Raw genomic sequence first — 23,830 nt, 5'->3', positions numbered from 1 at the left:
TCTTGTTATGGGTGCAGCGTGGGGTTACCGGCCTGGTTGCGCACGCCCCGCTCGCCGACCAGTACCAGGCCGTTGCCGGTATCGGTGGCGAGCGCGGTCACCGGGCCACGGGCGCTTTGCGGCACCGGGCGGAAGCTGGCGCCATCGTCCCGGCTGAGCAGCAGGTCGCCGGCCTGGCTGGCCAGCCACAGCTGGCCGTCACGGTCGACACCAGCGGCGGTGAGGCTGGTGTTCACACTGCTGCTGACTGCTTGCCATTGCTGGCCGCCGTCGGTGCTGCGGTAGGCATGCCCACGCAGGCCATAGACCAGCAGTACGCCGGGCTTGCCGACAGCCCCGAACAGCGTGCCGGCGTAGGGTGTTTCGACACGGCTGAAGCGCTCGCCGTCCTGCTTCAGCAGCAGGCCTTGCTCACCGGTGATGTACAGCTCGTCCCCCACCGCGGCCAGGCTGGTCAGGTGCAGGCCTTGCGGGTTATCGCTGTGGTCGAGCCAGGGCTGCCAGTGCTCGCCGCCGTCAACGGTACGCAACAGCAGGTTGAACACCCCGACCGCATAGCCATTGCGGGCATCGCTGAACCACACGTCGAGCAAGGCATTGTCGCTACCCGTGCCCGGCAGTTGCTCGGCCAGCGCCCGGCCATCCAGCTGCTTCTGCCAGTGCACGCCGCCATCGCGGCTGTGCAGCACCACGCCATCGTGGCCCACTGCCCAGCCCAGTTCGGGCGTGGCGAAGCTCACGGCATTGAGGTCGGCGCTGACCGGCACCTGGGCTTGCTGCCAGTGCGCGCCGTGGTCATCGGAATACACAATGTGCCCACGCGGGCCCACCGCAACCAGGCGCTGCCCGGCTTGGGTTACATCGCGCAAGGCGCTGCTGGCGGCCAGGGCGCTGGGCATGGCGGGCAGGTCCAGCACATCGGTGAAGGGCGCCGCCTGGGCCGCGCCCTGCAGCGCGGCCAAGGTCAGAACGACCACGCTGCATCGTTTGAAGACAGACATTGCCATCTATGCTCCGTGCGTTCAGCGGATGCCATTGCCGGCCAGCGACTCGGGCGACCACTGGGTTTTCGACAGCGGGTCGATGTAGCGGATGCCGCCGTAGGCTCCGACTACACCATTGAGGTTGTAGGTGCCGCCGATCAGGTCGTAGATCATGAACGGCGTGGCGTCCGGGGTCTGTTTGTCGTAGCTCTGGGTGAGGAAGGCGAACGAGCCGCGGTACAGCTGGCCACGGGCGTCGTACTGGTCCGAGGCCAGGGCGATCCAGCTGTCTTCGTCGAGGTAGAAGCGGCGCTTGTGGTAGATATGCCGTGCACCGTCCTTGAGCTTGCCTTCCACCACCCACACCCGGTGTTTCTCCCAGCGCACGAACTGTGGCGCCAGGTGGTTGGGGGTGATCACCTGCTTGACGTCGGTGTTGTAGGTCAGCTGATAGGTGTTGTACGGCACGTACATTTCCTGCTTGCCGACCAGGGTCCAGTCGTAGCGGTCCAGCGCACCGTTGAAGACGAACACGTCATCGTAGGTACCCGAACCCGAGGTACCCGGGTTGGGCGTGTCGTATGCCAGGTTCGGTGCCAGCTTGACCCGGCGCTGGCCCGGCAGGTACTGCCAGGCGCTGCGTGGCTGTACCAGCGGGTTGGCGGCATCGCGCAGCATCATCGCTTCGCCGGCACGGCGTGCGGGCCCGGTGTACACCAGCTTCATCTGGTAGTAGGTGTCCTTGGCACCGATCGGCTTGGCCATGTCCTCGTAGATCGGGTAGCTGATATTGGCCTGGCCGGTGGTCGAGAGTGATGGCTTGCCGGCGGCGTCGACGTTCCACGAGTCGTACTTGGCAGTCATGCTCACGCCCTGGTAGCGCAGCAGGAAGTTCCACATGGCCTCGGCGCCGTTCTGCGGGATCGGGAACGGTATGCCGGGCAGCACGTTGTCTACCGCAGTGCCACCCTCCTTGCTGTTGGCGCCAGTGGCGTTCTTGCGGGTGTTGTCGAGTACCGCTTGCGGCAGCGCCACGCTACGGTGGGTCGGGTACACATCGACGCGGTAGCTGGGGTAGCGCTTGAGCAGTTCCAGGGTGGTGGCGGTCAGCTGGCCCTTGTACTGCTCGGCGTTCTTGCCATCGATGACCAGCAGCGGCTTGTCGCTGGCAAACGGGTCGGGGCGCATGCTGGCGCCGCTCTGGTAGCTGGCCGGCGGCGTCAGCAGGCCGCCCTGGTAGGCCGGGATCGAGCCATCGGCGTTGCCGGCCTTTTCCGCGCCAATGACGGTCAGGCTGGTGCCCAGGCGCGCGGCCTGGTCAGTGGAAACGGCGGCCTGGGCAGCACTCAGGGCGGCCAGTGACAGGCACGAGGCCAGCAGGGTACGTACGAAATTCATGATGGTTGTCTTCCTGTGTAGGCTGTAGGAAACATGACTCAGAAGGTCGTCTTGACGGTCAGGTACAGGGCGCCACGGTCCTCGGTGGTGGCACCACCGCCGGAGAAGGAGGCGTAGCCGCCGCCGTAGCAGGTGTAATCCTGTTCGCCGTCCAGGGCGTTGGGGGTGCTGCCGTCGGTCTGGCCGTCCTTGCAGGCCTTGGTCTCACCGAAACTGTCGACGTACTTGAGGTCGACGAAGTACTGGTTGTAGATCGCGGCGCTCACGCCTACCGCATAGTTGCCGGTGTTCTCGGCGCCACCGCCCTGCACCGGCGACACGCCGTCCAGACCAACGTTGACCGACAGCGGCATGCTCAGGTCCATGCCCGGCAGCACCTGGTACCAGGTAGGGGTAAAATTGACGGCGATGCCCCAGTTGTCGCGGGTGGCCTTGTCGATACCGCGGTAGCTGCTCTTGCCCTTGTACAAGGCCTCGTTGTGGCTATCGAGCTTGAGCAGGTTGCTGTAGAACAGTTCGCCAAGCAGGGTTGCCGAATCGAACAGCGGCGTGTCACCAATGGTCATCAGGCCGTTCAAGGTCCAGTGCAGGGTGTCACCGGTGGCGCTCAGGCTGTCGCCATCCTTGGGCACGTCGTAGACCACCCCGCTGCCGGGCAGGCGTGCCGGCAGCAGGCCGAAGCCGCCGCCCAGGCCACCCTGGCCGGGGGCGCTGACGATTGCCGGGATGCTCGCCAGCGGCATGTTGTGGCGGATGTTCAGGTCGCTGCCGACACTGATGCCGCCCACATCCCTGGACAGGCTCAGGCCGTAGATGTCGATGTCGTCGGCGTAGGCGAACTGGTAGGTAGTGCTTTGCAGCGAGTTGTACAGGTTGCCGACAGCGCCCTGACGACTGCCCGGTGGGTTGCCGAACGGGCCGTTGGCGACGGTCATGCCACGTGCGTCGAGCCAGGCCTGCGGGAGAATTTCGGAGGTCTTGCGGTAGTAGAAGCCGAGGGTGCCGCCCAGCCACTCGGGCGACCACTTGGCCATGATGCCCCAGTCGCCGCTCTTGCCCGGTTTCAGGTCATGGCCACGGCGGATGGTGGTCAGCGCGCCGCGCACCGGGATCAGCCCGGGGGTGCCGGTGTGGCCGAGCAGGAAGCTTTGGGCGCCCTCGCCTACCACGTCCGAGCCGCCATAGTAGGTACCGGCTTCGGGCAGGCGGGCTGCGTCCCAGTCGAAGAAGTACTGGGCGCCCAGGGTCAGTTCGGAGTTGACCAGGAACGAGGTCGACAGCTGGTTGCGCGGTACGAACAGCTCCTTGGCCTCGGTGCCCGGCGAGGCGGCCAGCTTGGCCAGATCGAGGCCGGACTGGCCGTAGCTCAGCGAATGCACCGGGTTGAGCAGGGTTTCACCCCAGAACAGGTTGTGCTGGCCCAGCTTGGCGCTGACCTGCGAGGCCTCGCCGACTTCACGGCTGAAGAACACGAAGGCATCCAGCACTTCACCGGACGGGCCGCTGTAGTAACGCTGGGCGTAGTTGCTCAGGTGCGGGCTGCCCAGCGGCACACCGGTGCCGGGCAAGCCATTGAGGCTGGGGTTGATGCCGGACTGGCCGCCGTTGCCGTTGACGAACGGGTTGCTATTGGAACCGGTGTTGTCATAGGCCTTGTCGTACCAGCTGGCGGTGCTGACGCGGAACCCGGTGTTGCCCTGGTAGACCACGTCCAGTTCGGTCAGCAGGTCGACCCGGTTGGTGATGTTGGTGCCGGCCTTGCGGAAGTTGTAGTCACCGTCGTTGCTGTTCGGCGTGCCCAGCATGCGCTTGTCGGCGCTTTCGGTGCGCACGCCATAGTTGTACTTGACGGTGTTGTCGAAGCGCACGGCCCAGTTTTCATTGCCGGTATCGACTTCGAACGCCTGGGCAGCGGGCAGCGTGAGCAGGCCGATGGCGCAGGCGAGCAGGCAGCGCTGTGGTTTCACAGCACGGTGAATGCGGTGTTCTGGCATTACGATGGCTCCACGTATTGTTATTGTTTTTTGCGCCGCCCGTCTTTTGCGAGCGTGGCTGGGGCGTCCATGCGCTATAGCAGGTTGGGCTGGTCCAGTCGCTGGATGAAGGCCTCGGCCTGCGGCCAGGGGCCGAAGCCGGAGGCCGGATTGAGGTGGCCGACAGCCCCCAGTGCGACCAGTTCGCTACCCCAGCCTTGGGCCAGGGTGCTGGCCGCGCTAAGGCTGGCCAGGTGATCATTGCTGCTGGCCGCGACAATGCTGGGGAATGGCAGCGGCTCAAGGGGTAATGGCGACCAGCCGCGCTCGGCCAGGCTGGTCGGGCTTGGGTAGTGGGCCGGCCATTGCGCGCTCAGGTCAGGTGGCGCCGCCAGCAATGCACCCTTGATCGGCCGCCGGTAGCGCGCCGCCCAGTGGGCGACCATCAGCACGCCAGCACTGTGGGCTACCAGAATCACTTCACCTTCGATCTGGTCCAGCTCGCGCTGGATCGCCTCGACCCGGGCCGTGCAGCACAGGCCATCGACCCGCAGTGGCGGTACGCTGCGCACCTTGGCCAGGCGGCCTGCGAGCAGGGTTTGCCAGTGCTCGGCGACATGGTCGCGCAGGCCGGGGACGATCAGCACGGTGGCAGTGGTTTGCAGTTTTTCCACGGTGAACCTCGTGTGCGGTGTAGCTCTTGAGGTTCACAGTAAACAGCCCACCCACTGGGTGCTTCACATTGGGCGTCAGGGGCTTTTCATTTGATGACAATGGCCCATACAAGGCTTTGCTTTTCAATTCATGACACGCAGTCTATAAGACACAAAACGCATGTCGGCATACCCAACAACAAGAAACCGCATGGAAAACAACAAAAGATGCCTGCCCTAGTCCGTGCCGCCAGTTTGACCAATTACCTTGAGGTGTCCCGCCACCTGGGCCTCAATCCCCATGCACTGTTGGCACAGGTTGGCCTCAGCGCCGCGTTGCTCGATGACCCCAACCGGCGGATCCCGGTTGCCAGCGTCATCACCTTGCTGGAGGCCTCCGCCAGCGCCACTCGCTGCGAAAGCTTCGGCCTGCGCATGGCCGAGTTGCGGCAACTGTCGGACTTCGGCGAAATCAGCCTGCTGCTCAGCCACCAACGCACCCTGCGTGATGCGCTGCAGGTGATCGTGCAGTACCGCCACCTGCTCAACGACGCCCTGGCCATCCATATCGAAGAAGCCGGCAAGACCGTGGTCATTCGCGAGGAGGTAGTCAACGAACGCGCGCCCTGCAGTCGCCAGGCCACCGAGCTTGCCATTGGCGTGATGATGCGCCTGTGCGCGGCACTGCTAGGTGCCCACTGGCACCCGGTCAGTGCCAACTTCACCCACGCGGCGCCTGCCGACCTGGCCACCCACCGGCGCATTTTCGGCTGCACGCTGGTGTTCGGCAGCGAGTTCAACGGCATCGTCTGCCCGGCCGCCGATCTCGACAGCGCCAGCCCGCAGGCCAACGATGCCATGGCGCGCCTGGCGCAACGCTATCTGGACAGCCTGCCGGCGGGCGGCACGCCGTCGCTGGAGCTGGAGCTACGCAAGACCATCTACCTGCTGCTGCCCATGGGCCGCGCCACCATCGAGCAGGTGGCACAGACCCAGGGCATGAACGTGCGCACCCTGCAGCGGCGCCTGGAAGAAAGCGGGTTGACCTTCAAGGACCTGATCAACAGCGTGCGCCGTGACCTGGTGATGCGCTACCTGGAAAACCCCGGCTATTCGCTGGGGCGTATCGCCGACATGCTGGGTTATTCGATGCCCAGCTCGTTCACCCGCTGGTTCATCGCCCAGTTCGGCATGCCGCCGGCCAGTTGGCGGGCACAGCGGGATGGACAGATTGTGTCAGGGCCACCAACCGCCTGAGCTGAGATTTTTGGTGATTTTGAGATCGAGCGCCGCGCGGGCGGCGCTCGATCTCACAGGCGCCACAAATCTCAAGCCGTACCCACCCAACGCATCAACGCCAGCACCAAAAGCACCAGAAACACGCTCTCCCCCACCATCAGCGCAATGGGTTTTACCCCGACCGAAGCCAGCGCCTTGAGTTGGGTTTTCATGCCCAGGGCACTGATCGCCACCACCAGGCAGCCACGCGACAGGTCGTTGATACCGCCCTGCACCGCGGCGGGCACCCAGCCTGTGCTGTTGACGCAGGCCAGCAGCAGGAAGCCGACGGCGAACCATGGCAGCAAGGGCGGCCGCTGGCCACCGGCCTCCAGGCCCTGGCGCCGGGTGATCATGGCCGCGCAGACAATGACCGGCAACAGCATGGCCACCCGCATCAGCTTGACCACCGTGGCGATGTCACCGGTCTCGGTGGACATGCTGTAGCCGGCCCCCACCACCTGCGCCACGTCGTGGATGGTCGCACCGAGGAAGACCCCGGCCTGCGCGGGTGACAGGTGCAACCACTGGGCGATCATCGGGTAGAGGATCATCGCCAGGGTCGACAGCGCCGACACGCCGATCACGGTGAACAGCGTTGCATGCTCTTTGCGCGGGTGCTGGGGCAAGGCCGCTGCCAGTGCCAGCGCCGCCGAGGCACCGCAAATGGCCGTGGCACCGCCGGTGAGCATGCCGAACAGCCGTGAAAAACCCAGCACCTTGGCCACCACCACCGAGGCCAGGATCGTCACCACCACCAGGGTGATGACCAGGACCACGGGTTTCCAGCCCAGGCTGGCGATCTGGTCCAGGGTGATGCGCATGCCAAGCAGCGCCACACCCAGGCGCAGTACCGTGCGGGCGGTAAATTCGATACCGGCCTTGCAGGGGCCGTCGACCGCGAGAAAGTTCAGTGCCATCCCCAGCAGCAGGGCAAACAGCATGACCGGCGCCGCGTAATGCTCGCTGAGGAAACTGGCGGCCGCGCCGACGATAAGGCTGACCACCACTCCCGGGGCGAGGGTGCGGATACGCTGATGGGTAGCGCTCAGTGCCAGTGTATTCATTGCCCCGCTTCCTCACTGTCAAACACGATGTAGACCTGCCCGCCCTGCTGCTCGACCGGGTAGCTGGCAACCTTCAAAGCCCTGGAATTGACCAGGTAGCCGCTGGCCAGGTCAAAGCGCAGGCCATGCGCGCAGCACTGGATGACACGGCCCTCCAGCCGCCCGCCGCACAACGATGCGCCCTGGTGCGGGCAGCTGTCTTCGATGGCATAGAGCGAGTCGGCCACGTTGAACAGCGCCACGCTGCGCCCTTCGCAGGCCAGCAGCACGCGGCCGTTACGTTCCGGCACCTGATGGGGGGCCAGTGCAATACGCCGGGTCATACCCGTTCAACCTCTTGCAGCGCTTCGGTCATGGCCGCAAACAGCACCTCGGCAGGCTGCGCGCCAGCGATGAGCGGCCCCTGATTGAAGCGGAAACGCGGCACGGCACTGCCTGCGCGCCCTGCCCCATCGAGGAACGGGCTGCCGTCGTCACGCAGGCAGTCGGCAACCTGTACGGCCTCCAGCCCACAACACTGGGCGATGTCGAGCAATGTGCGGCTATCCCCCAGGTCGCGGCCCTGGTGGAAATAGGCGATGAACAGCTGTGCCAGCAGGTTTTCCAGTTGCGATGCATCCAGCAGCCGGGTGGCCCGTTGCAGCAGCCGATGGGCATTGGCGGTGTTGGGCATGCGGCGAATACGCGTGAAGTCGATGTCCTCACCGACCACGCGAGCAGCGGCGCGCACCTGGGCCTGGCGCTCGCGCACCGCCTCCTCGCTGCCCAGGCGCTGCAGATAAAAGGCATGGAACGGCACGCCACCAGCTGGCAAGCCAGGCAACAACTGCACACCTCGCCATTGCAGTTGTACTTGCACTTGCGGCTGTTCGCGCTGCAACAGCAACAGGGCGGCCTGCAGGTGCCGCTGGCCAATCAGGCACCACGGGCAGACGAAATCGAAGAACACTTCGACGGACAACAGCTGTTTCACGGTTTCAACTCCCGGGGTACGCCAGCAGCGTTCTGTGCCGGTGCATGCAGACGCTCCATGTCGCGGTGGTAATGACGTTTGGCAAGGAAAAACACGGCCGCCGCGCCGATGCTCATCAGCGGCACCAGCTGGAAGGCGGCATGCAGGCCGATCAGGTCGGAAACGCGCCCAGTGATCAGCGGCCCGGTTGCCAGGCCCAACAGGTTGTTGGCCAGGGTCAGGGTTGCGAACGCGGTGCCGTGCACCGAGGCGTGGGTGAGGTTGGCGACCATGGCACTGGACGGGCCGTTGGTGCCGGCGGCAATCATCATGCCCAGGCAGATAAGCACCAGTTGCGCGGTGCCGGCTGGCAGTGCGAAAGCGATGGACAGCAGCGCACAACTGCCCAGGCAGTAGGCAATTGCCAGGCTGATCTTGCGGTCCGGGCGCTGCCGCCCGAGGCGGTCGCAGAGCATGGCACAGAGGATCATGCCGATGCCGCTGCACAGCACGATGACCGCGGCAATCGCCCCGGCGCGGTCGGTGCCCATGGCGTAATAGCGGTTCAGGTAACTGGGCATCCACACGATCACGGTGCCGCCGACGAACAGCTGCAGCCCACTGCCGACGTAGGCCGCGATGACCGAACGGCTGCTGTACAGCGTGCGCAGCGGGCGACTGGCCTTGCCCTGCAAATGCTGCGCGCACCGAGGCACAATACGCGCCTCCTTGACGATCAGTGGGTACAGCATCGCCAGCACCAGGCCGAACAGCGCCATGCCGGCGAATGCCCAGCGCCAGCCCAGGTGCTGGGCCAGCACACCGCCCAGGGCCATGCCCAGCACCGAGCCGAACATGCCACCGGCCATGAACGCCCCGGCCAGGGTCGAGCGCATGTCGCGGGGGAACACGGCGACCACCACTGCAATGCCGACACTGCCGTAGGCCGCCTCGCCCACCCCGACCAGAAACCGTGCGATGAACATCTGCGGGTAGTTTTCCGCCAGGGCGCAGCCGAGGGTGGCCAGGCTCCACAGTACCGCCATCAGCACCAGGCTGCGTACCCGGCCGAAGCGGTCGGCCAACAGCGACAGCGGAAATGTCAGCAGGCCGACCATCAGCGCGACGATGCCGCTGAGCAAGCCGAGCTGGCTGTCGCTCAATGCCCATTCGCCCTTGAGCAGCGGGAACACCGCGTTGAGCACCTGGCGCGACATGTAGTCGGAGATCAACAGGCCAAAGGTCAGGGCGAAGACCACCCAGGCATAGCGCCGGGGGACGCTGTGGGCGGTGTCGGTGCCGGAATCTTCGGCACTGGCGAGATAGGTGGCCATGTTGCCTCCTTGGGTGTGGGGCGTGAGGTTGTTCTTGTTGTTATGGGTTACAGCCAACATTCATGTTGCTTTTGCGGCCCTCTTCGCGGGCTCGCCCGCTCCCACAGGTACCGCGTCAACCGTTGGGCCAACACCGCACCTGTGGGAGCGGGCATGCCCGCGAAGAGGACGTGCCTGCCGTGTCAGGTACGCTGCGGCACACCCTTCACACCCGGCTGGCGATTCGGCGCCATGCCGTTGGCCTTCAAGGTCTGCTCGATACTGTCGTACTGCTGCCCGATGCGGTAAATGGCGCGTGCTTCCTTGCCGCTGGCTATCTCGCGGCCCAGCTCGTGGGCCACGCGCACGGTCTGCTGGATCTGCTGCACCGAGGTGAAGCGCTTGCCATGCTGGTCGATGATGGTGTCTTCGTTGCCACAGCGCGGGTGCAGGCCCATCGCCAGGGCCATGGTGTTGAACGGCAGCACGTTCTTCAGCAACGATTCCGCGGTCAGGGTGCAACCGTCCGGCGCGCGGTGGATGAAGTTGAAGAAGTTGAACGGGTTGGGGCCGTCGAAGCCGCCGCCGATGCCGATCCAGGTCAGGTTCAGCGGCCCCATGTAGTCACCGCGGCGGACGATGCGCTCGAGCGTCTCCAGGGCATGCATGCCGGTCAGCTGGAAATGCGGCTGGATGTTGCTGGCCTGCAGGCGACGCAGGTGCTCGCGGACCCAGGCCGGGCCGGCCGGCACGGTCATCTCGCTGTAGGCGGCATGAATCGCCGGGCTGGCCAGCGAGGTGCCTTCCAGGTACTCGGGGTACAGCAACTCCATGATGTTCATCTGCGTGGTGTTGATGGCCACGGTCACCTGGTCGGGGCGCGGCGTCAGCTCGGCGAGCATGTGCCGGGTGTCGTCCGACAGCCACTTGGCCGCCTCGCCTTCGCTTTCCGGGGCGAAGGAAATCGACCCGCCAACCTGGATGATCATGTCCGGCACCGCCTCACGCACCCCGGCGATCAGCTCGTTGAACTTGGACAGGCGCTTGGAGCCTTTGCCGTCCAGTTCACGCACATGCAGGTGCAACACGGTGGCGCCTGCCTCGTAGCAGTCGACGGCCTTCTGCACCTGCTCGTCCATGGTCAGGGGAATGTCTTCCGGGAAGTCTTCGGGCATCCACTCCGGGCCATAGGGGGCCACGGTGATCACCACCTTTTCCATGTTTTCCGGGTGCAACGAATCGTCGAAGAATTGCATGCTGTAGTCCTCGCTATTGTTATTGTGCGGTTGCCGCCAGCGACGGCGACGAACTCAGAACGTGGGGCTGCCCTTGATCCCGGCGCGCTCCATCTTGCGGTGGCACGGCGGGTAGTCCATGACGGCGTAGTGCTGGGTGCTGCGGTTGTCCCAGATCGCCACGCTGTTGGGCTGCCAGCGCCAGCGCACCTGGTACTCCGGCAGGTAGGCCTGGCTGATCAGGTAGCGCAGCAGGTCGCTGGCACCGGGGTTGGCGTCCTGGCCGAAGCGCACCCGCTGCGGGGTGTGGTAATTGCTGAAATGGGTGGTGAAGGCGTTGACGAACAGCACCTGCTCGCCGGTTTCCGGGTGCGTGCGCACCACCGGGTGCTCGGCATCGGGGAACTGCGCCTTCAACGCCAGGCGCTTTTCCAGCGGCATGGCAGCGCCAAAGCTGGCCTCGATGCTGTGGCGGGCGCGCAGGCCTTCGATCTTGGCCTTCACATCGCCTGGCAGGTTTTCATAGGCCAGCACCATGTTCGCCCACATCGTGTCGCCGCCCACTGGCGGGCATTCGATGCAGCGCAGCACACAGCCCATCGGCGGGGCCTCGCGCCAGGTGGCGTCGGTGTGCCAGGCATTTTCATAGCGGTCGTTGGGCTGGTCCGGGCGCTTGTAGATCTGCACCAGGCCCGGGTGTTCCGGGTCGCTGCCGGCCACCGGGTGGTCCTCCAGGTCGCCGAAGCGGCGCGCAAAGGCCACGTGTTCGGCGCGGCTGAAGTGCTGGTCGCGCAGGAACAGCACACGGTGCCGGAGCAACTGCGCGCGCAGCTGGGCGAACAGGTCGTTGTCGTGGATCGCGTCGGCCAGGTTGACCCCACTTACCTCGGCCCCGATCGCGCAGGTCAGTTGTTCGATGTGCATGCTGTTGCCCTCTTCAGATGACGAAGATCGACGAGCCGGTGGTCTTGCGCGCTTCCAGGTCGCGGTGGGCCTGGACGGCATCCTGCAGTGCGTAGTGCTGGTTGATCTCGATACGGATGCGCCCGCTGCCGACGTGGTCGAACAGCTCGCCGGCCAGGTCGGCCTTTTCCGCCGGGTCGGCGATGAAGTCGGCCAGTGCCGGGCGGGTGAGCTGCAGCGAGCCCTTGATCGCCAGCAACTGCGGGTCGAACGGCGGGATGGTGCCCGACGCCGTGCCGACGCATACCATCAGGCCGCGGCGCTTGAGCGAATCGAGCGAGCCCATGAAGGTGTTCTTGCCAACGCTGTCGAACACCACATTCACCCCCACCCCATCGGTCAACTCACGCACGCGCGTGGCCACGTCCTCGACGCTGTAGTTGATGACGTGGTTGCAGCCATGGGCACGCGCCACTTCGGCCTTGGCCTCGGTGGACACCGTGCCGATCACGTTCAGCCCCAGCAGCCGCGCCCACTGCGCGACGATCAGGCCGACCCCGCCAGCAGCGGCATGCAGCAGCACGCTGTCGCCGGGTTTGAAATCATGGAGCCGACGCAGCAGGTAGGCGGAGGTCAGGCCGCGCATGGTCATGGCGGCGGCGGTTTCGAAGGCGATGGTATCTGGCAGCTTGATCAGCGCGGCAGCAGGGATCAGGCGCTCGGTGCAATAAGCGCCCAGGGTGTTGAGGAAACCGGTGTAGGTGACCCGGTCACCGACCGCCACCTGGGTCACGCCCTCGCCCACCGCCTCGACCACGCCGGCCGCTTCCACGCCAATGCCGTTGGGCAGCGGGATCGGGTAGGTGCCGTTGCGGAAATAGGTATCGGCGTAGTTCAGGCCCACCGCCACCTGGCGCAAGCGCACCTGCCCCGGGCCGGGCTCGCCGACCTCGGCGTCCTCGTAGCGCAGCACCTCGGGGCCACCGGTCTGATGGAAACGTACGACTTTGGACATGCTTGTCTCTCCAATCATCGATCTGGACGCATGGCGTCAGTTCTGGGTGATTGGACTGTATGCCCTTGGTGTGCGGGGTGCTTCGCATCGGACGACAGCGGGTTTTCATTTGATGACAGTACGGGCGTCGACCTGTCGTTCACGAAAACCGCGTTTTATTCATGAGCCTCCTTGATGCTTATCCATGGTCAGACTAATACTTAAGTCTCTGCCTGGGGAGGCACGAAAAATGCAACCAAGATTCGTTATCGTTCCCGCTGTACCGATCGAAAAGGAGTCGTTCCGCGTGGGTAGCCGCTATTACGCCGCTACCGTTTGTGGGGGGTTCGACATTTACGACAACCAAGCGAAGGAGCGGCTCAAGCCCAGCTATCCAAGCAGGACGGATGCGCAGGTGCAGTGCGAGCAGCTGAACAAGCGCGGTGATGTAGGCTGATAGAGCAAGCAATTGCCTTGCTCGCCCCCTGTGGGAGATCGCCCAGCCTTTCGGGTTGCGCTGTCATGTAGAGAACTGAGTTCGCAAGCGGTCCGCGTACCCTGTGGGAGCGGCTTTAGCCGCGAAGAATCCAACGCGCTGCATGGCACCGGTTGCGCCGGTGTTCGCGGCTAAAGCCGCTCCCACAGGGGGTCAAGTGTTCGTGATCTCGCCCTGCTGCCAACCGGCAATCAGGCGATTGGCATCCTCTACCGGAGCACTGCCATGAACAAACCCTTTCATGCGCTGATCTTTGCACTGACAGCGCTTTCTGCCTGCTCGTCCAACTCCGCGCTGTACCACGACCAGCCGCTGGTTGCGAAAGTCGACAACGGCATGAGCAAAGACCAGGTCATGCAGATCGGCGGCAAACCCTCTGCCGAGACTGAGCGCACCGTGGTACCCGGCACCTGCTTCGACTACATGCTGACCAAGGCCGACAACCGGCAACCTTACAGCGTCAGCTTCGACGGCACCGGCAAAGTGGACAATACCGCTTTCATGACCTGCGCCGAATGGAGCAATGCCCAGCGCAGGGCCCGCCTGCCCAGCATGGGCGGCTCAAGCGGCTCGGGCTACTGATTCAGTCCAGGCATTCCTTGGCAGCCTGGCGCAATTTGTCACCAGACAGAAAGCTGCCTTTGTAGAACGTCGCGCGGCTACCCTCGCGGGAATCGACTACGTCCAACACGTCATCGGATGCCACAGCGCTGGGGGCCGTCAGCCGGTAGCCGTGGGCGATCGACTTCTGCGTGGCCTGTGGCGCCAGCGCTTGCCACTTGGGCAGTACGCAGGCGGCGTATTGCTGGGGTGATTTGTGGGTCAGTTTGCTGGCAGTGGGTTTGCCAGGGGTTGCGCAGCCGGCAAGGCCGGTGACCAGTACAGCGGCGAGAAAGATACGAAATGTAGACATTTGCATTTGGCCATCAAGAATACGCTGCATTCTAACGAGCGTTGCACTGACTGACTAATCAACCAAGGTCTTGCTACCCAGGCTGCACCTGATATTTCTACCAGTGGCATGGGCGGGTGGACACTGACAAAGTGCAGCTACCAACAGACACGGGAGCACACGTCATGCCACAGAACACCGTCCGCACGCGCTACTTCTATCAGGATGGAAAACTCGTAACCCTGGAGGCAGGGGAACAAGGCGTCAGTATCTTTCGTACCGCAGATATGCCGATCGCCGAACAACCAATGAAAGGCTCGCAGCCCAGCGGATTGCTGGTGACGGACGACAAGGGGTCAGTGCTGCAAGTGCAGGAAACACCTGATAAAACCTGAGTCTGGCTCTATTAGCCAGCCTGCACCGACAGGCTGAACGGCGCTCCTGACGTTGAACCCAGGTCCAGCTTCAGGAACGCTTCACAGCATCAATCCAGCGCGCCGTTCAATACCTCGTAGATGATCCCCGTAGCGACTGCCACCAGGATCAGGTCCACACCCGCCTGCATCCATTCATAGCCATCATAATGAGGGAGCTGCCCCAGCAGCCTGCCATCCAGCTTCTTGGCGATACCCGGTGGCAGTGGCTTGCCACGGGCCAGGTTCTTCTGGATGCCGGGGGGCAGCGGCGCGCCTGCGCTCCAATAGTTGCGGTGCCCGTCGAGAATGCCAAGCACATCGCCACGGTTTATCGACGGGCCACCATACGCGGCACCGTGACCTTTACTGTGCTGGCCCTTGTCCTTGCCATGGCCCTGCCCTTTACCGTTACCCGGGTCGGCATAAGTGAGCGCAGGTGCCACTGCCAACACGATTGAAGTAGCCACGACTGCCCATCGATGCATTGCCATGCTGTTTCCTTACACAAGGGGACGTCCCCGCACTTTAGACCAAAACCCGGTTCAGGGTGAAAGTCCCCAGACGCGGGGTCAGGGCTTGGCCCCCCGATAGAGCACGATGGCTGCCACATCGAGGGCCAGCACGACAACGGCGAAGAGGAACATGACATACAGATCTTCTGGAAACATTGCCGTATCCCCAAATGCACAGGTTTACAGGGGTACAGCAATTCCCGTTCCAATGCCTCGCTGCACACTGCCGCTCAATAGAGACGGGCCTTGATCAGCGGGCGCAGCAAGTAATTGAGGACGCTGCGCTTGCCACTGAGGATATCCACTTCGGCCACCATGCCGGGGATGATCGGCAGCACCTCCTCGCCGCGCTTGAGCTGGCTGCCGTCAGTGCGGATCAGCACCTGGTAGTACGACTCCTTGCCGTGGGGCGTGTCCTCTTCGATGGTGTCGGCGCTGATTTGCTCCAGGGTGCCCTTGAGATCGCCATAAATGCTGAAGTCGTAGGCGGTGATCTTCACCTTGGCCGGCATGCCCGGCACCAGGAAGGCCACGTCACGCGGCTTGATCCTGGCCTCTACCAGCAGGCGGTCCTCCACCGGAATCACTTCCATGATCGCCTCGCCGGGCTGGATCACCCCGCCACGGGTATTGATCAGCACGGTGTTGACCCGCCCCCGCACCGGCGAAACGATCCCGGTACGGCGCAACTGGTCCTGGCGCTGCTGTACGATCGGCTCCAGCGCACTGAGGTCGGCCTTGCGCTGTGAGCGCTCGGTGTAGGCATCCTGGAAGTAGCTGCTCTTCAGCTCGGTCAGCTTGCCGTTGAGGGTAGCTATGTCCTGGCTCAGCCGCAGAGCCTCCATCTGGCTCACCGCACGCTTGGCCACCAGCGGGCGGACCAGGTCGAGCTGGCTCTGGGCCAGGCTGATCTGCCTCTGGATCGCCTGGCTACCTTCGAGCAGCTTGTCCCGCCGCGACTTGAACAGCTCCCGCTCGGAACGCGCCAGCGGCCCCTGCGGGTCGATATCCGGGGGAAATTCGATGGCCGCCTTGCCCAGCACCTCGGCGTCCAGCCGGGCGATGGCCGCCCGCAGCACGCCGGCCTGGTTGGCCGACTCCTGGAAATTGGTGAGAAAGCGCGTCTCGTCGAGGCGCAACAGCGGCTGGCCAACCTCTACCAGGTCGCCCTCCTGCACCAGCAGACGGTCGAGAATGCCCCCTTCCAGGCTCTGGATCTTCTGGATGCGACTGAACGGCACCACGCGCCCGTCACCGCGCGTCACCTCATCGAGCTCTGCCCAGGCGGCCCAGGCGACGAACAGCACGACGCTGCCGAGCAGGGTCCAGAGCAGCGGGCGATAGACCGGGTGAGTGGTCGCCAGCAAGGGGTCGGCCAGTTGCCGGCGCAACACTACTGAATTTTTTTCAGTTGCCATGGCCAGCTCCTTCGGCGACCTGCGGCGCCTGCACCTGGTTGCCCAGCACCACCTGGTTCAGCGGGCCGTCCATGATCACCTGGCCGTTGCGCAGCACCACCGCACGGTCCACCAGCGCCAGCACGCTTTTCTTGTGGGTGGTGATGATCAAGGTGCGCCGGCCAAGCCACTTCTGCAGGTAGTCGATAACCTGTTTCTCGCTGTTTTGGTCGAAGGCCGCGGTCGGCTCGTCGAGCAACAGGATCGGCGGGTCCTGTAGCAGTACCCGGGCCAGCCCGACCGCCTGACGCTGGCCGCCGGAGAGGCTGGCGTTGCCCTGGATCGGCATGTCCAGGCCCAGCGGGTGGGCGCGTACGAAAGTGCCCAGCCCCACGCCATCGAGGGCGTCCAGCAATTCCTCGTCGCCCAACGCAGCGTTCGCCAGGTTGAGGTTTTCGCGCAGGCTGCCGTGGAACAGCGCCACGTCCTGTGGCAAGTAGCCGATGCCGCGCTGGCGGTCGGCCGGGTCGATCTGGCTCAGGGCGATGTCGTCCAGCAACAGCCGGCCGGATTGCGCGTCGAGCAGGCCACTGAGCAGCCGCAACAGGGTCGACTTGCCGGCACCGTTGCCGCCGAGCAGCGCCACCCGCTCGCCGGCCTGGATGCTCAGCGCCTGTACGTCGACCACCGGCGGGCTGTCGCCGTGGGCCAGGCGCAGCGCCTCGAGGCGGTAATGCCCGTGGAGCCGCTCGCGGTGCACGAAGCGCTTGCCGACGGGACGCTCCTGCTCGGCCGACATCAACTGGTCGAGGCCCTCCAGGGCCACCTTGGTGTGCTGCCAGCGGCCGAGGATGGCGGCAGCCTGGGACAAGGGTGCGATGGCCCGCGAGGCAAGGATCGAACAAGCCACCAGGGCACCGACGGTCATCGCCCCGTCGCTTATCCGGTAGACGCCGAACACCACCACCCCGACATAGCACAGCTGCTGGACGATACTGGCCGAGTAGCTGAGGGTCGAGGCCAGGGCATGGGTCTTCATCGCAGTACCGGCCAGTTCCCCGGTGAGCGTCTCCCACTGCTGGCGGCAGCGGCCTTCGGCACGCGCGGCCTTGACCGTCTCCAGGTGTTCGAAGGCTTCCAGCAGCACGCTGTTCTTCATCGCCCCCTCGCGCAGGTTCTGCCGCGACAGGTGCCCCAGCAGGCGCTGGGTCAGCAACCCCGGCAGCAGCATCAACACGCAGGCCACCAGCGGAACCCAGACCACATGGCCACCGATCACGGCGATGATCAACAGGAAGATCACCACGAACGGCAGGTCGCTGATCAGCGCGGCACTGGACGAGGTGAAGAACTCGCGGACCGACTCGAACTCACGCACCTGGGTGCTGAACGCCCCCATCGACGCCGGTTTGGCGGCGATCCGGGTGCTCAGCACACGTGAGAACAGCAGGCTCGACAATTGCAGGTCCAGGCGCTTGCCAAGTACGTTCAGCAGGTGCCCGCGAAGGATCCGCAATACCCCGTCGACGATGATTGCCAGGGCCACGCCGCTGGCGAGTATCCACAGGGTATCGAAGGCCGCGTTGGGCACCACGCGGTCGTACACCTGCATGGCGAACAGCGCCGAGGCGACGGCCAGGACGTTGGCCACCAGGGCCGCCGCCGTGACTTCCGCGTAGGAGCGCCAGAGCCGCTTGAGCGGCCCGAAGAACCAGTGTTCCGGCAGGCCGCTGGCGTAGTCGCCAACCCGCCCGTCGGGGCGGTAGCGGCACTTGGCAAACACCGCCGTGCCGCTGTAAAGCGCCTCCAGCGCGGGCAGCGCCATGCACTCACGGCCGCCGTCGCTCTGCGGCACCAGCACCTCGTACTGCTCACCCTCGATGCCAACCAGCAGCAGGCTGCGGCCATCGTCGAGCAACAGCAGGGCCGGCAGCAGGTAGGCGTCCATCTGCCGCAACGGCAGCTCCGCGACCCTGGCAGTGATGTCGGCGCGACGCAGGGCGCGGGCGACCAGGCGCAACGGCAGGCGTCCATGCTCCAGCGCCAGGCCGTCGACCAGCTCGGCGTCGCCCAGCGGCCGGCCCAGTTGCCGGCACAGCAGCAGCAGGCCCTGGCGCAGCGGGTCGTCGTGGTTCAGGGTCACGACATTATCCGGGGATTGTTCAACTTCCATGATTCAACCGATTCTCCAGTAATGCCCCCAACAGCCCGACTTGCGCGGCCGCCCGGTACTCGATGCGCTTGCGCTCGATGTGCAGATTGATCAATTGTCGCTCGGCCTCGAAGCGTTCGCGCTGCACGTTGAGCAAGTCGATCACGTCGCGCCGGCCGACCTCGAACTGCTCGCGGTACAGCTCGCCGACCTGTTCCGACTCCGTCACCTGCTGGCTCAGCGACTGTTCCCGCCAGCGCAGCGTGTCACCGTTGTCGAACAGCGTCTGCAGTTGCCGGCGGATGTCACGCTGCATCGCATCGGCCGTCCATTGCGCCGACTCCAGGCGCTGTTGCGCAGCAGTCGGCCGGCGGAAGTTGGAAAGCCCCTGGAAGGTGTCCATGCGAAAGCGCAGCGACATCACCGAGTCGCTTTCCGGGCGACCACCGATCTCCCGGCGCAGCGCGGAGGCCTCCAGGTTCAATTGCGGCAGCAGCGAAGCCTTGGCCTCGCGGACTTGCGCCTCGGCGACATTGGCGTCCTCCAACGCCTTGCGCTGCAACGGCGACTCGCGGATCACCCGCGCCACGTCGCTGGCAGCCAGGTAGCGCTGCAGCGACATCGGCTCGGGCTCGACCAGTTCGGAGGGGTCCTGGCCAACCAGGATCGCGTACTGGTTGCGCGCGTCCTGCAGGTTGCCCTTCTCCAGCGACAACTGTTCCTGGGCACGCGCCAGTTCGAGGTTGGCGCGGTCCAGTTCGCTGCGGTCGGCGTAACCGTCGCTGCCGCGCGCCTGGGTCATCTCGCGGATGCCGTCGAGGCGCTGGATGTGCTGGCGCACCGTCTCCACCCGGCGCTCCGAGGCAAGCACGTCGAGATAGGTCTCTACGATATCCAGCGCCGCATCGTCGCGCGCCACCAGCACCGCCTCGGACAGCTTGCGCCGGGTTGCGCTGGCGCTGTCGACCTTGCTCGTCACCCGTCCCCAGTCATACAGCATCTGCGATACGGTGACGTCGTAGACAACCTCGCCAACGTCGAACTCCTGCGGCCCCCCGGACATAGTGACGGAGGGGTAATAGCCACCCTTGGCGATCTCCACCTCGGTGCCCGCACGATCCGCCTCAGCCATCGCCGAACGCACCTGGGGGTGAATCGCCAACCCCGCCCGCACCGCCTGGTCGAGAGGGATGGCCGGGGCGGACAACGGCAGCCCGAGGCACAGGAGCCACAGGGCTCCCGCGCCGCGGCGCCTTCCCTTGAGCACGGACAGGCCGCGCATCAGACCACGACCTGTACCGTGTTGTCCTCGATCAGCAGGGTACTGCTGCCAAAGTTGTAGACATCGTAAGTAATGCCGTTGACCTGCTGGGTGGTCCCGGTGTTCACGGCACCCACCACGTTGAGGGTGTCGTTGTTCTCGCCGGTGATCTGCAGGATGTTGTTGCCATCGGTGATGGCGTCCACCTCTGCCGCAGTCAGGGTCAGCACGCTCCCCGAGTCGCCCTTGCCGAGGTCGATACGCTCGATGTTGGAGAGCGTGCCAACGCCGACGGCGTTGTAGTCGAGGTCGATGCCGTCGGCCAGGATCAGGGTGTCGAAGCCCCCGCCGCCGTCGATGCTGATGAAGTCGGTCGCAGTGATCTGGATGGCATCGTTGCCGTTGCCGGCCACTACGTGATCGCCGGTCCCCACGTTGAAGATCAGGTCGTTGCCATCACCTCCGTTGATGTGCTCCGAACTGCCGCTCGCCCCGGACATGACATCGTCCCCGGCAGTACCGTTGACATCGATCTGGCCGATATTCAGCGACAGCCCGTTAGGGGTCAGGGTGATGCCGTATGCCGAGCTGTCGTTGCCGTTGGTGTCGGTGGCGACGATGTTGAACGAGATCTGCGAACCGAGGTTGAGGATATCGGTGATGTTCAGCCCCAGCTGGGTGAGGACGGTCGGGCTCAGCAGGTTAAGCGAGAAGTTACCGGCGCTGTCTGCCTGGATCGGCAGTAACTCAACGTTCAGCGCCGGGGTGATGACACGGATCACCACGCTGGAGTCCGGTTCGGTGGTGCCGCTGAAACCGAACCTCGGGTTCAGCGGGTTGAGGCTGACATCGACGCCGAAGTTGCCGATGGTCACTGGCTGCTCGATGCTGCTGCCGACGCCGATGGTCGCCACATTGCTCGGGTTGCCGGCCGGGTCCTCACCGATCACGGAGACTTGGGCATTGAGCAGTTGGTCCAGGGTAAGGTCGATGTCCAGGTCGGTGAGCAGGTTCAGCGAAGCCAGCCCGCTGTTGTCGGCAGTTACCGTGGCGGTGGCAGTGACCCCGCCGACGTCCACGGTGACCGTCAGCTCGGTGCCCGGATCGGTGGAGATGGTCAGGATGCTGCCCACTAGCGACAGCACCGGTGTTGCAGGCGGAATGGTGTCGACGGTGAACGGCACCGGGTTCGACGCGGTACCGCCATTGATATCGGCGGTGACGGTCGAGGCGCCCTCCGGGAACGGCCCCATGCCATCGCCAGGGGGTATGGTCACGGTGACGCTGCCGGCCAGGATGTCGCCGGCAGTGATGGTGTGCGTTACCTGCGTCTCATAACCATTCTGCCCGGCGAACGCGACGGTGATCACCTGGCCGACCTGCAGGGTCGGACGGATCGCCACATCGACCTGAATGCCGTCGCTGATCTCGGCAGCGTTGATCCAGGTATCAGCGGCCTCCGGTACGCTGATGGTCGGCGGCGCCAGGTCTGGCGCGTTGATCGTCGCCGGGCCGCTGAGGTTGCCGGCAGCGTCCACCGCGACCCCGGCGATCAGCTCGCCGGTGATCAGGGGTGGCGCGAACGGCAGGCTGAAGCTGCCGCTGCCGTCGACATTCACCGTGATCGGGTTGGCGGTATCGCCGTCGACCACGATGCGCACCTGGCTGTTCGGCTCGGCGGTACCGGTGAGCAGCGCACCGTCAGCACTGATGCTCAGCAGCGGCGCCGATGGTGCCACCGAGTCGACCGTGGTACTCGCCGGGCCACTGGTATTGCCGGCGGCGTCCTCGGCCACGGCGTTGACCACCGTGCCGTTGGCCAGCGGAGTAACCGGGGTGAAGCTCCAGTCGCCACTGCCGTCGGCGGTCGTCTGGCCGATCGGGTTGCCGCCACCGTCAGTGAGGATGACGGTGGCGCCAGGCTCAGCGGTACCCGTGAGGACTGCACCATTGCTCGGCTCGATAGTCGGCGCGGCCGGGGCGACGGCGTCAACGGTGGCGCTGGTCGGCCCGCTGGTATTGCCGGCCGGGTCCTGGGCCACGGCATTGATCACCGTGCCATTGGCCAGCGGGGTCGCAGGCGTGAAGGCCCAGTTGCCGCTGCCATCGGCGATGGTCTGGCCGATCGGGTTGCCGCTGCCGTCGGTGAGGATCACCCTGGCGCCCGCTTCAGCGGTACCGCTGATCTCGGTGCCGTTGCTCGGGTCGACCACCGGCGCAGCCGGGGCCACCGAGTCCACCGTGGTGCTGGTCGGCCCGCTGGTATTGCCGGCCGCGTCCTGGGCCACGGCGTTGATCACCGTGCCGTTGGCCAGCGGCGTGCCGGGGGTGAAACTCCAGTTGCCGCTGCCATCGGCGGTGATCTGGCCGATCGGGTTGCCGCTGCCATCGGTCAGGGTCACGGTGGCGCCCGCTTCAGCCGTACCACTGATCACCAACCCGTTGCTCGGGTCGATGATGGGGGCGGCCGGGGCGATGGCGTCAACGGTGACGCTGGTCGGCCCGCTGGTATTGCTGGCCGCGTCCTGGGCCACGGCGTTGATCACCGTGCCGTTAGCCAGCGGAGTAACCGGGGTGAAGCTCCAGTCGCCACTGCCGTCGGCGGTCGTCTGGCCGATCGGGTTGCCGCCACCGTCAGTGAGGATGACGGTGGCGCCGGGCTCAGCGGTACCCGTGAGGACTGCACCATTGCTCGGCTCGATAGTCGGCGCGGCCGGGGCGACGGCGTCAACGGTGGCGCTGGTCGGCCCGCTGGTATTGCCGGCCGGGTCCTGGGCCACGGCATTGATCACCGTGCCATTGGCCAGCGGGGTCGAAGGCGTGAAGGCCCAGTTGCCGCTGCCGTCGGCGATGGTCTGGCCGATCGGGTTGCCGCTGCCGTCGGTGAGAATCACCCTGACGCCGGCTTCAGCGGTACCGCTGATCTCGGTGCCGTTGCTCGGGTCGACCACCGGCGCGGCCGGGGCCACCGAGTCCACCGTGGTGCTCGACGGCGCGCTGGTGTTGCCGGTCGGGTCGGTTGCCGTGGCGTTGACCACGGTACCGTTGGCCAGTGGCGTTCCGGGGGTGAAGCTCCAGTTGCCGCTGCCATCGGCGGTGATCTGGCCGATCGGGTTGCCGCTGCCATCGGTCAGGGTCACGGTGGCGCCCGCTTCAGCGGTACCACTGATCACCACCCCGTTGCTCGGGTCGATGATGGGTGCGGCCGGGGCGATGGCGTCAACGGTGACGCTGGTCGGCCCGCTGGTATTGCTGGCCGGGTCCTGGGCCACGGCGTTGATCACTGTGCCGTTGGCCAGCGGGGTCGCAGGCGTGAAGGCCCAGTTGCCGCTGCCGTCGGCGGTCGTCTCGCCGATCGGATTACCGCTGCCGTCGGTAAGGATCACCTTGGCCCCGGCTTCAGCGGTACCACTGATCACCACCCCGTTGCTCGGGTTGATGATTGGCGCAGGCGGCGCGACGGCGTCAACGGTGACGCTGGTCGGCCCGCTGGTATTGCCGGCCGGGTCCTGGGCCACGGCATTGATCACCGTGCCATTGGCCAGCGGGGTCGCAGGCGTGAAGGCCCAGTTGCTGCTGCCGTCGGCGATGGTCTGGCCGATCGGGTTGCCGCTGCCGTCGGTGAGAATCACCCTGACGCCGGCTTCAGCGGTACCGCTGATCTCGGTGCCGTTGCTCGGGTCGACCACCGGCGCGGCCGGGGCCACCGAGTCCACCGTGGTGCTCGACGGCGCGCTGGTGTTGCCGGTCGGGTCGGTTGCCGTGGCGTTGACCACGGTACCGTTGGCCAGCGGCGTGCCGGGGATGAAACTCCAGTTGCCGCTGCCATCGGCGGTGATCTGGCCGATCGGGTTGCCGCTGCCATCGGTCAGGGTCACGGTGGCGCCTGCTTCAGCTGTACCACTGATCACCACCCCGTTGCTCGGGTCGATGATGGGTGCGGCCGGGGCGATGG

21 protein-coding genes are annotated in these 23,830 nt (G+C 65.3%); 4 read left to right on the top strand and 17 right to left on the bottom strand.

Annotated elements, in window-relative coordinates; genetic code table 11:
- Window positions 1-5 precede the first annotated feature (5 nt).
- From J5M71_RS22625 to J5M71_RS22610, 4 genes are all read right to left on the bottom strand, one after another.
- Window positions 6-1,001, bottom strand: coding sequence for a YCF48-related protein (locus J5M71_RS22625; protein ID WP_207837356.1), 996 nt, complete (start codon window positions 999-1,001; stop codon window positions 6-8).
- 21 nt (window positions 1,002-1,022) lie between these two features.
- Entirely contained in the window at window positions 1,023-2,381 is a 1,359-nt protein-coding gene (locus J5M71_RS22620) for a DUF1329 domain-containing protein (protein ID WP_207837261.1), read from the bottom strand.
- 38 nt (window positions 2,382-2,419) lie between these two features.
- Window positions 2,420-4,375, bottom strand: a complete 1,956-nt coding sequence (locus J5M71_RS22615) for a DUF1302 domain-containing protein (RefSeq protein ID WP_207837258.1) — start codon at window positions 4,373-4,375, stop codon at window positions 2,420-2,422.
- Between the two features lie 74 nt (window positions 4,376-4,449).
- Entirely contained in the window at window positions 4,450-5,028 is a 579-nt protein-coding gene (locus tag J5M71_RS22610) for an alpha/beta hydrolase (protein WP_207837255.1), read from the bottom strand.
- A gap of 207 nt (window positions 5,029-5,235) precedes the next feature.
- Between J5M71_RS22610 and J5M71_RS22605 the strand changes: the two genes are divergently transcribed.
- Window positions 5,236-6,264, top strand: coding sequence for an AraC family transcriptional regulator (locus J5M71_RS22605; RefSeq protein WP_207837254.1), 1,029 nt, complete (start codon window positions 5,236-5,238; stop codon window positions 6,262-6,264).
- Between the two features lie 71 nt (window positions 6,265-6,335).
- Here the strand turns inward: J5M71_RS22605 and J5M71_RS22600 are convergent, their stop codons facing one another.
- From J5M71_RS22600 to J5M71_RS22570, 7 genes are all read right to left on the bottom strand, one after another.
- The gene (locus tag J5M71_RS22600) at window positions 6,336-7,352 is read right to left on the bottom strand and encodes a putative sulfate exporter family transporter (protein ID WP_207837252.1); all 1,017 of its coding nucleotides are present in this window, start codon (window positions 7,350-7,352) and stop codon (window positions 6,336-6,338) included.
- Window positions 7,349-7,675, bottom strand: coding sequence for a Rieske 2Fe-2S domain-containing protein (locus J5M71_RS22595; RefSeq protein WP_063914787.1), 327 nt, complete (start codon window positions 7,673-7,675; stop codon window positions 7,349-7,351). The genes J5M71_RS22600 and J5M71_RS22595 overlap by 4 nt, the downstream gene beginning before the upstream one ends.
- Window positions 7,672-8,325 carry a DsbA family protein gene (locus J5M71_RS22590; RefSeq protein ID WP_063914788.1) on the bottom strand — a complete coding sequence of 218 codons (654 nt, stop codon included), beginning with the start codon at window positions 8,323-8,325 and terminating at the stop codon, window positions 7,672-7,674. Before J5M71_RS22590 ends, J5M71_RS22595 begins: the two co-directional genes overlap by 4 nt.
- The gene (locus J5M71_RS22585; RefSeq protein WP_207837250.1) at window positions 8,322-9,638 is read right to left on the bottom strand and encodes an MFS transporter; all 1,317 of its coding nucleotides are present in this window, start codon (window positions 9,636-9,638) and stop codon (window positions 8,322-8,324) included. The genes J5M71_RS22590 and J5M71_RS22585 overlap by 4 nt, the downstream gene beginning before the upstream one ends.
- Before the next feature lie 182 nt (window positions 9,639-9,820).
- Window positions 9,821-10,873 carry a 3-keto-5-aminohexanoate cleavage protein gene (locus J5M71_RS22580; RefSeq protein ID WP_063914790.1) on the bottom strand — a complete coding sequence of 351 codons (1,053 nt, stop codon included), beginning with the start codon at window positions 10,871-10,873 and terminating at the stop codon, window positions 9,821-9,823.
- A gap of 54 nt (window positions 10,874-10,927) precedes the next feature.
- The gene (locus J5M71_RS22575) at window positions 10,928-11,776 is read right to left on the bottom strand and encodes a TauD/TfdA family dioxygenase (RefSeq protein WP_207837249.1); all 849 of its coding nucleotides are present in this window, start codon (window positions 11,774-11,776) and stop codon (window positions 10,928-10,930) included.
- A gap of 13 nt (window positions 11,777-11,789) precedes the next feature.
- Window positions 11,790-12,770, bottom strand: coding sequence for a quinone oxidoreductase (locus J5M71_RS22570; protein ID WP_207837244.1), 981 nt, complete (start codon window positions 12,768-12,770; stop codon window positions 11,790-11,792).
- Window positions 12,771-12,999: 229 nt separating this feature from the next.
- Here J5M71_RS22570 and J5M71_RS22565 point away from each other — a divergent pair, with 229 nt between their 5' ends.
- Both J5M71_RS22565 and osmE read left to right on the top strand, forming a co-directional pair.
- Window positions 13,000-13,206, top strand: a complete 207-nt coding sequence (locus tag J5M71_RS22565) for a hypothetical protein (protein ID WP_063914793.1) — start codon at window positions 13,000-13,002, stop codon at window positions 13,204-13,206.
- Between the two features lie 264 nt (window positions 13,207-13,470).
- Window positions 13,471-13,827, top strand: coding sequence for an osmotically-inducible lipoprotein OsmE (gene osmE / locus J5M71_RS22560; RefSeq protein WP_207837241.1), 357 nt, complete (start codon window positions 13,471-13,473; stop codon window positions 13,825-13,827).
- Window position 13,828: 1 nt separating this feature from the next.
- Here osmE and J5M71_RS22555 read toward each other — a convergent pair whose 3' ends face one another.
- Window positions 13,829-14,188 carry a hypothetical protein gene (locus tag J5M71_RS22555; protein WP_207837238.1) on the bottom strand — a complete coding sequence of 120 codons (360 nt, stop codon included), beginning with the start codon at window positions 14,186-14,188 and terminating at the stop codon, window positions 13,829-13,831.
- A 134-nt stretch (window positions 14,189-14,322) separates the two neighbouring features.
- Here J5M71_RS22555 and J5M71_RS22550 point away from each other — a divergent pair, with 134 nt between their 5' ends.
- Complete coding sequence (locus J5M71_RS22550) at window positions 14,323-14,532, top strand: hypothetical protein (protein ID WP_207837235.1); 210 nt, start codon at window positions 14,323-14,325, stop codon at window positions 14,530-14,532.
- Window positions 14,533-14,621: 89 nt separating this feature from the next.
- On the opposite strand, the gene J5M71_RS22545 is transcribed toward J5M71_RS22550, so the two are convergent.
- The 5 genes from J5M71_RS22545 to J5M71_RS22525 form a co-directional block, all read right to left on the bottom strand.
- Window positions 14,622-15,044, bottom strand: a complete 423-nt coding sequence (locus J5M71_RS22545; RefSeq protein ID WP_207837232.1) for an anti-virulence regulator CigR family protein — start codon at window positions 15,042-15,044, stop codon at window positions 14,622-14,624.
- Window positions 15,045-15,295: 251 nt separating this feature from the next.
- Window positions 15,296-16,483 (bottom strand): HlyD family efflux transporter periplasmic adaptor subunit, encoded by a 1,188-nt coding sequence (locus J5M71_RS22540; RefSeq protein WP_207837229.1) that lies wholly within the window; start codon window positions 16,481-16,483, stop codon window positions 15,296-15,298.
- Window positions 16,473-18,635 (bottom strand): type I secretion system permease/ATPase, encoded by a 2,163-nt coding sequence (locus tag J5M71_RS22535; protein ID WP_207837228.1) that lies wholly within the window; start codon window positions 18,633-18,635, stop codon window positions 16,473-16,475. The genes J5M71_RS22540 and J5M71_RS22535 overlap by 11 nt, the downstream gene beginning before the upstream one ends.
- Complete coding sequence (locus J5M71_RS22530) at window positions 18,625-19,896, bottom strand: TolC family protein (RefSeq protein WP_075045129.1); 1,272 nt, start codon at window positions 19,894-19,896, stop codon at window positions 18,625-18,627. The genes J5M71_RS22535 and J5M71_RS22530 overlap by 11 nt, the downstream gene beginning before the upstream one ends.
- A partial coding sequence (locus J5M71_RS22525) for an Ig-like domain-containing protein (RefSeq protein WP_243434311.1) occupies window positions 19,896-23,830 on the bottom strand: 3,935 nt, incomplete at its 5' end. The genes J5M71_RS22525 and J5M71_RS22530, both read right to left, overlap by 1 nt.

This window comes from Pseudomonas sp. 43(2021), assembly GCF_017490805.1.
Lineage (GTDB): Bacteria > Pseudomonadota > Gammaproteobacteria > Pseudomonadales > Pseudomonadaceae > Aquipseudomonas.
Note: the sequence above shows the minus strand (reverse complement) of the source record. Positions and strands in the feature narration are given on the sequence as shown.

Excerpts from the sequence above, each read along its gene's own strand:
- J5M71_RS22530 (WP_075045129.1), bottom strand. The coding sequence starts at position 19,896 with ATGCGCGGCCTGTCCGTGCTCAAGGGAAGGCGCCGCGGCGCGGGAGCC.
- J5M71_RS22565 (WP_063914793.1), top strand. The coding sequence starts at position 13,000 with ATGCAACCAAGATTCGTTATCGTTCCCGCTGTACCGATCGAAAAGGAG.
- J5M71_RS22545 (WP_207837232.1), bottom strand. The coding sequence starts at position 15,044 with ATGGCAATGCATCGATGGGCAGTCGTGGCTACTTCAATCGTGTTGGCA.
- J5M71_RS22540 (WP_207837229.1), bottom strand. The coding sequence starts at position 16,483 with ATGGCAACTGAAAAAAATTCAGTAGTGTTGCGCCGGCAACTGGCCGAC.
- osmE (WP_207837241.1), top strand. The coding sequence starts at position 13,471 with ATGAACAAACCCTTTCATGCGCTGATCTTTGCACTGACAGCGCTTTCT.
- J5M71_RS22585 (WP_207837250.1), bottom strand. The coding sequence starts at position 9,638 with ATGGCCACCTATCTCGCCAGTGCCGAAGATTCCGGCACCGACACCGCC.
- J5M71_RS22575 (WP_207837249.1), bottom strand. The coding sequence starts at position 11,776 with ATGCACATCGAACAACTGACCTGCGCGATCGGGGCCGAGGTAAGTGGG.
- J5M71_RS22615 (WP_207837258.1), bottom strand. The coding sequence starts at position 4,375 with ATGCCAGAACACCGCATTCACCGTGCTGTGAAACCACAGCGCTGCCTG.
- J5M71_RS22580 (WP_063914790.1), bottom strand. The coding sequence starts at position 10,873 with ATGCAATTCTTCGACGATTCGTTGCACCCGGAAAACATGGAAAAGGTG.
- J5M71_RS22535 (WP_207837228.1), bottom strand. The coding sequence starts at position 18,635 with ATGGAAGTTGAACAATCCCCGGATAATGTCGTGACCCTGAACCACGAC.
- J5M71_RS22595 (WP_063914787.1), bottom strand. The coding sequence starts at position 7,675 with ATGACCCGGCGTATTGCACTGGCCCCCCATCAGGTGCCGGAACGTAAC.
- J5M71_RS22570 (WP_207837244.1), bottom strand. The coding sequence starts at position 12,770 with ATGTCCAAAGTCGTACGTTTCCATCAGACCGGTGGCCCCGAGGTGCTG.
- J5M71_RS22555 (WP_207837238.1), bottom strand. The coding sequence starts at position 14,188 with ATGCAGCGTATTCTTGATGGCCAAATGCAAATGTCTACATTTCGTATC.
- J5M71_RS22600 (WP_207837252.1), bottom strand. The coding sequence starts at position 7,352 with ATGAATACACTGGCACTGAGCGCTACCCATCAGCGTATCCGCACCCTC.
- J5M71_RS22625 (WP_207837356.1), bottom strand. The coding sequence starts at position 1,001 with ATGTCTGTCTTCAAACGATGCAGCGTGGTCGTTCTGACCTTGGCCGCG.
- J5M71_RS22605 (WP_207837254.1), top strand. The coding sequence starts at position 5,236 with ATGCCTGCCCTAGTCCGTGCCGCCAGTTTGACCAATTACCTTGAGGTG.
- J5M71_RS22550 (WP_207837235.1), top strand. The coding sequence starts at position 14,323 with ATGCCACAGAACACCGTCCGCACGCGCTACTTCTATCAGGATGGAAAA.
- J5M71_RS22620 (WP_207837261.1), bottom strand. The coding sequence starts at position 2,381 with ATGAATTTCGTACGTACCCTGCTGGCCTCGTGCCTGTCACTGGCCGCC.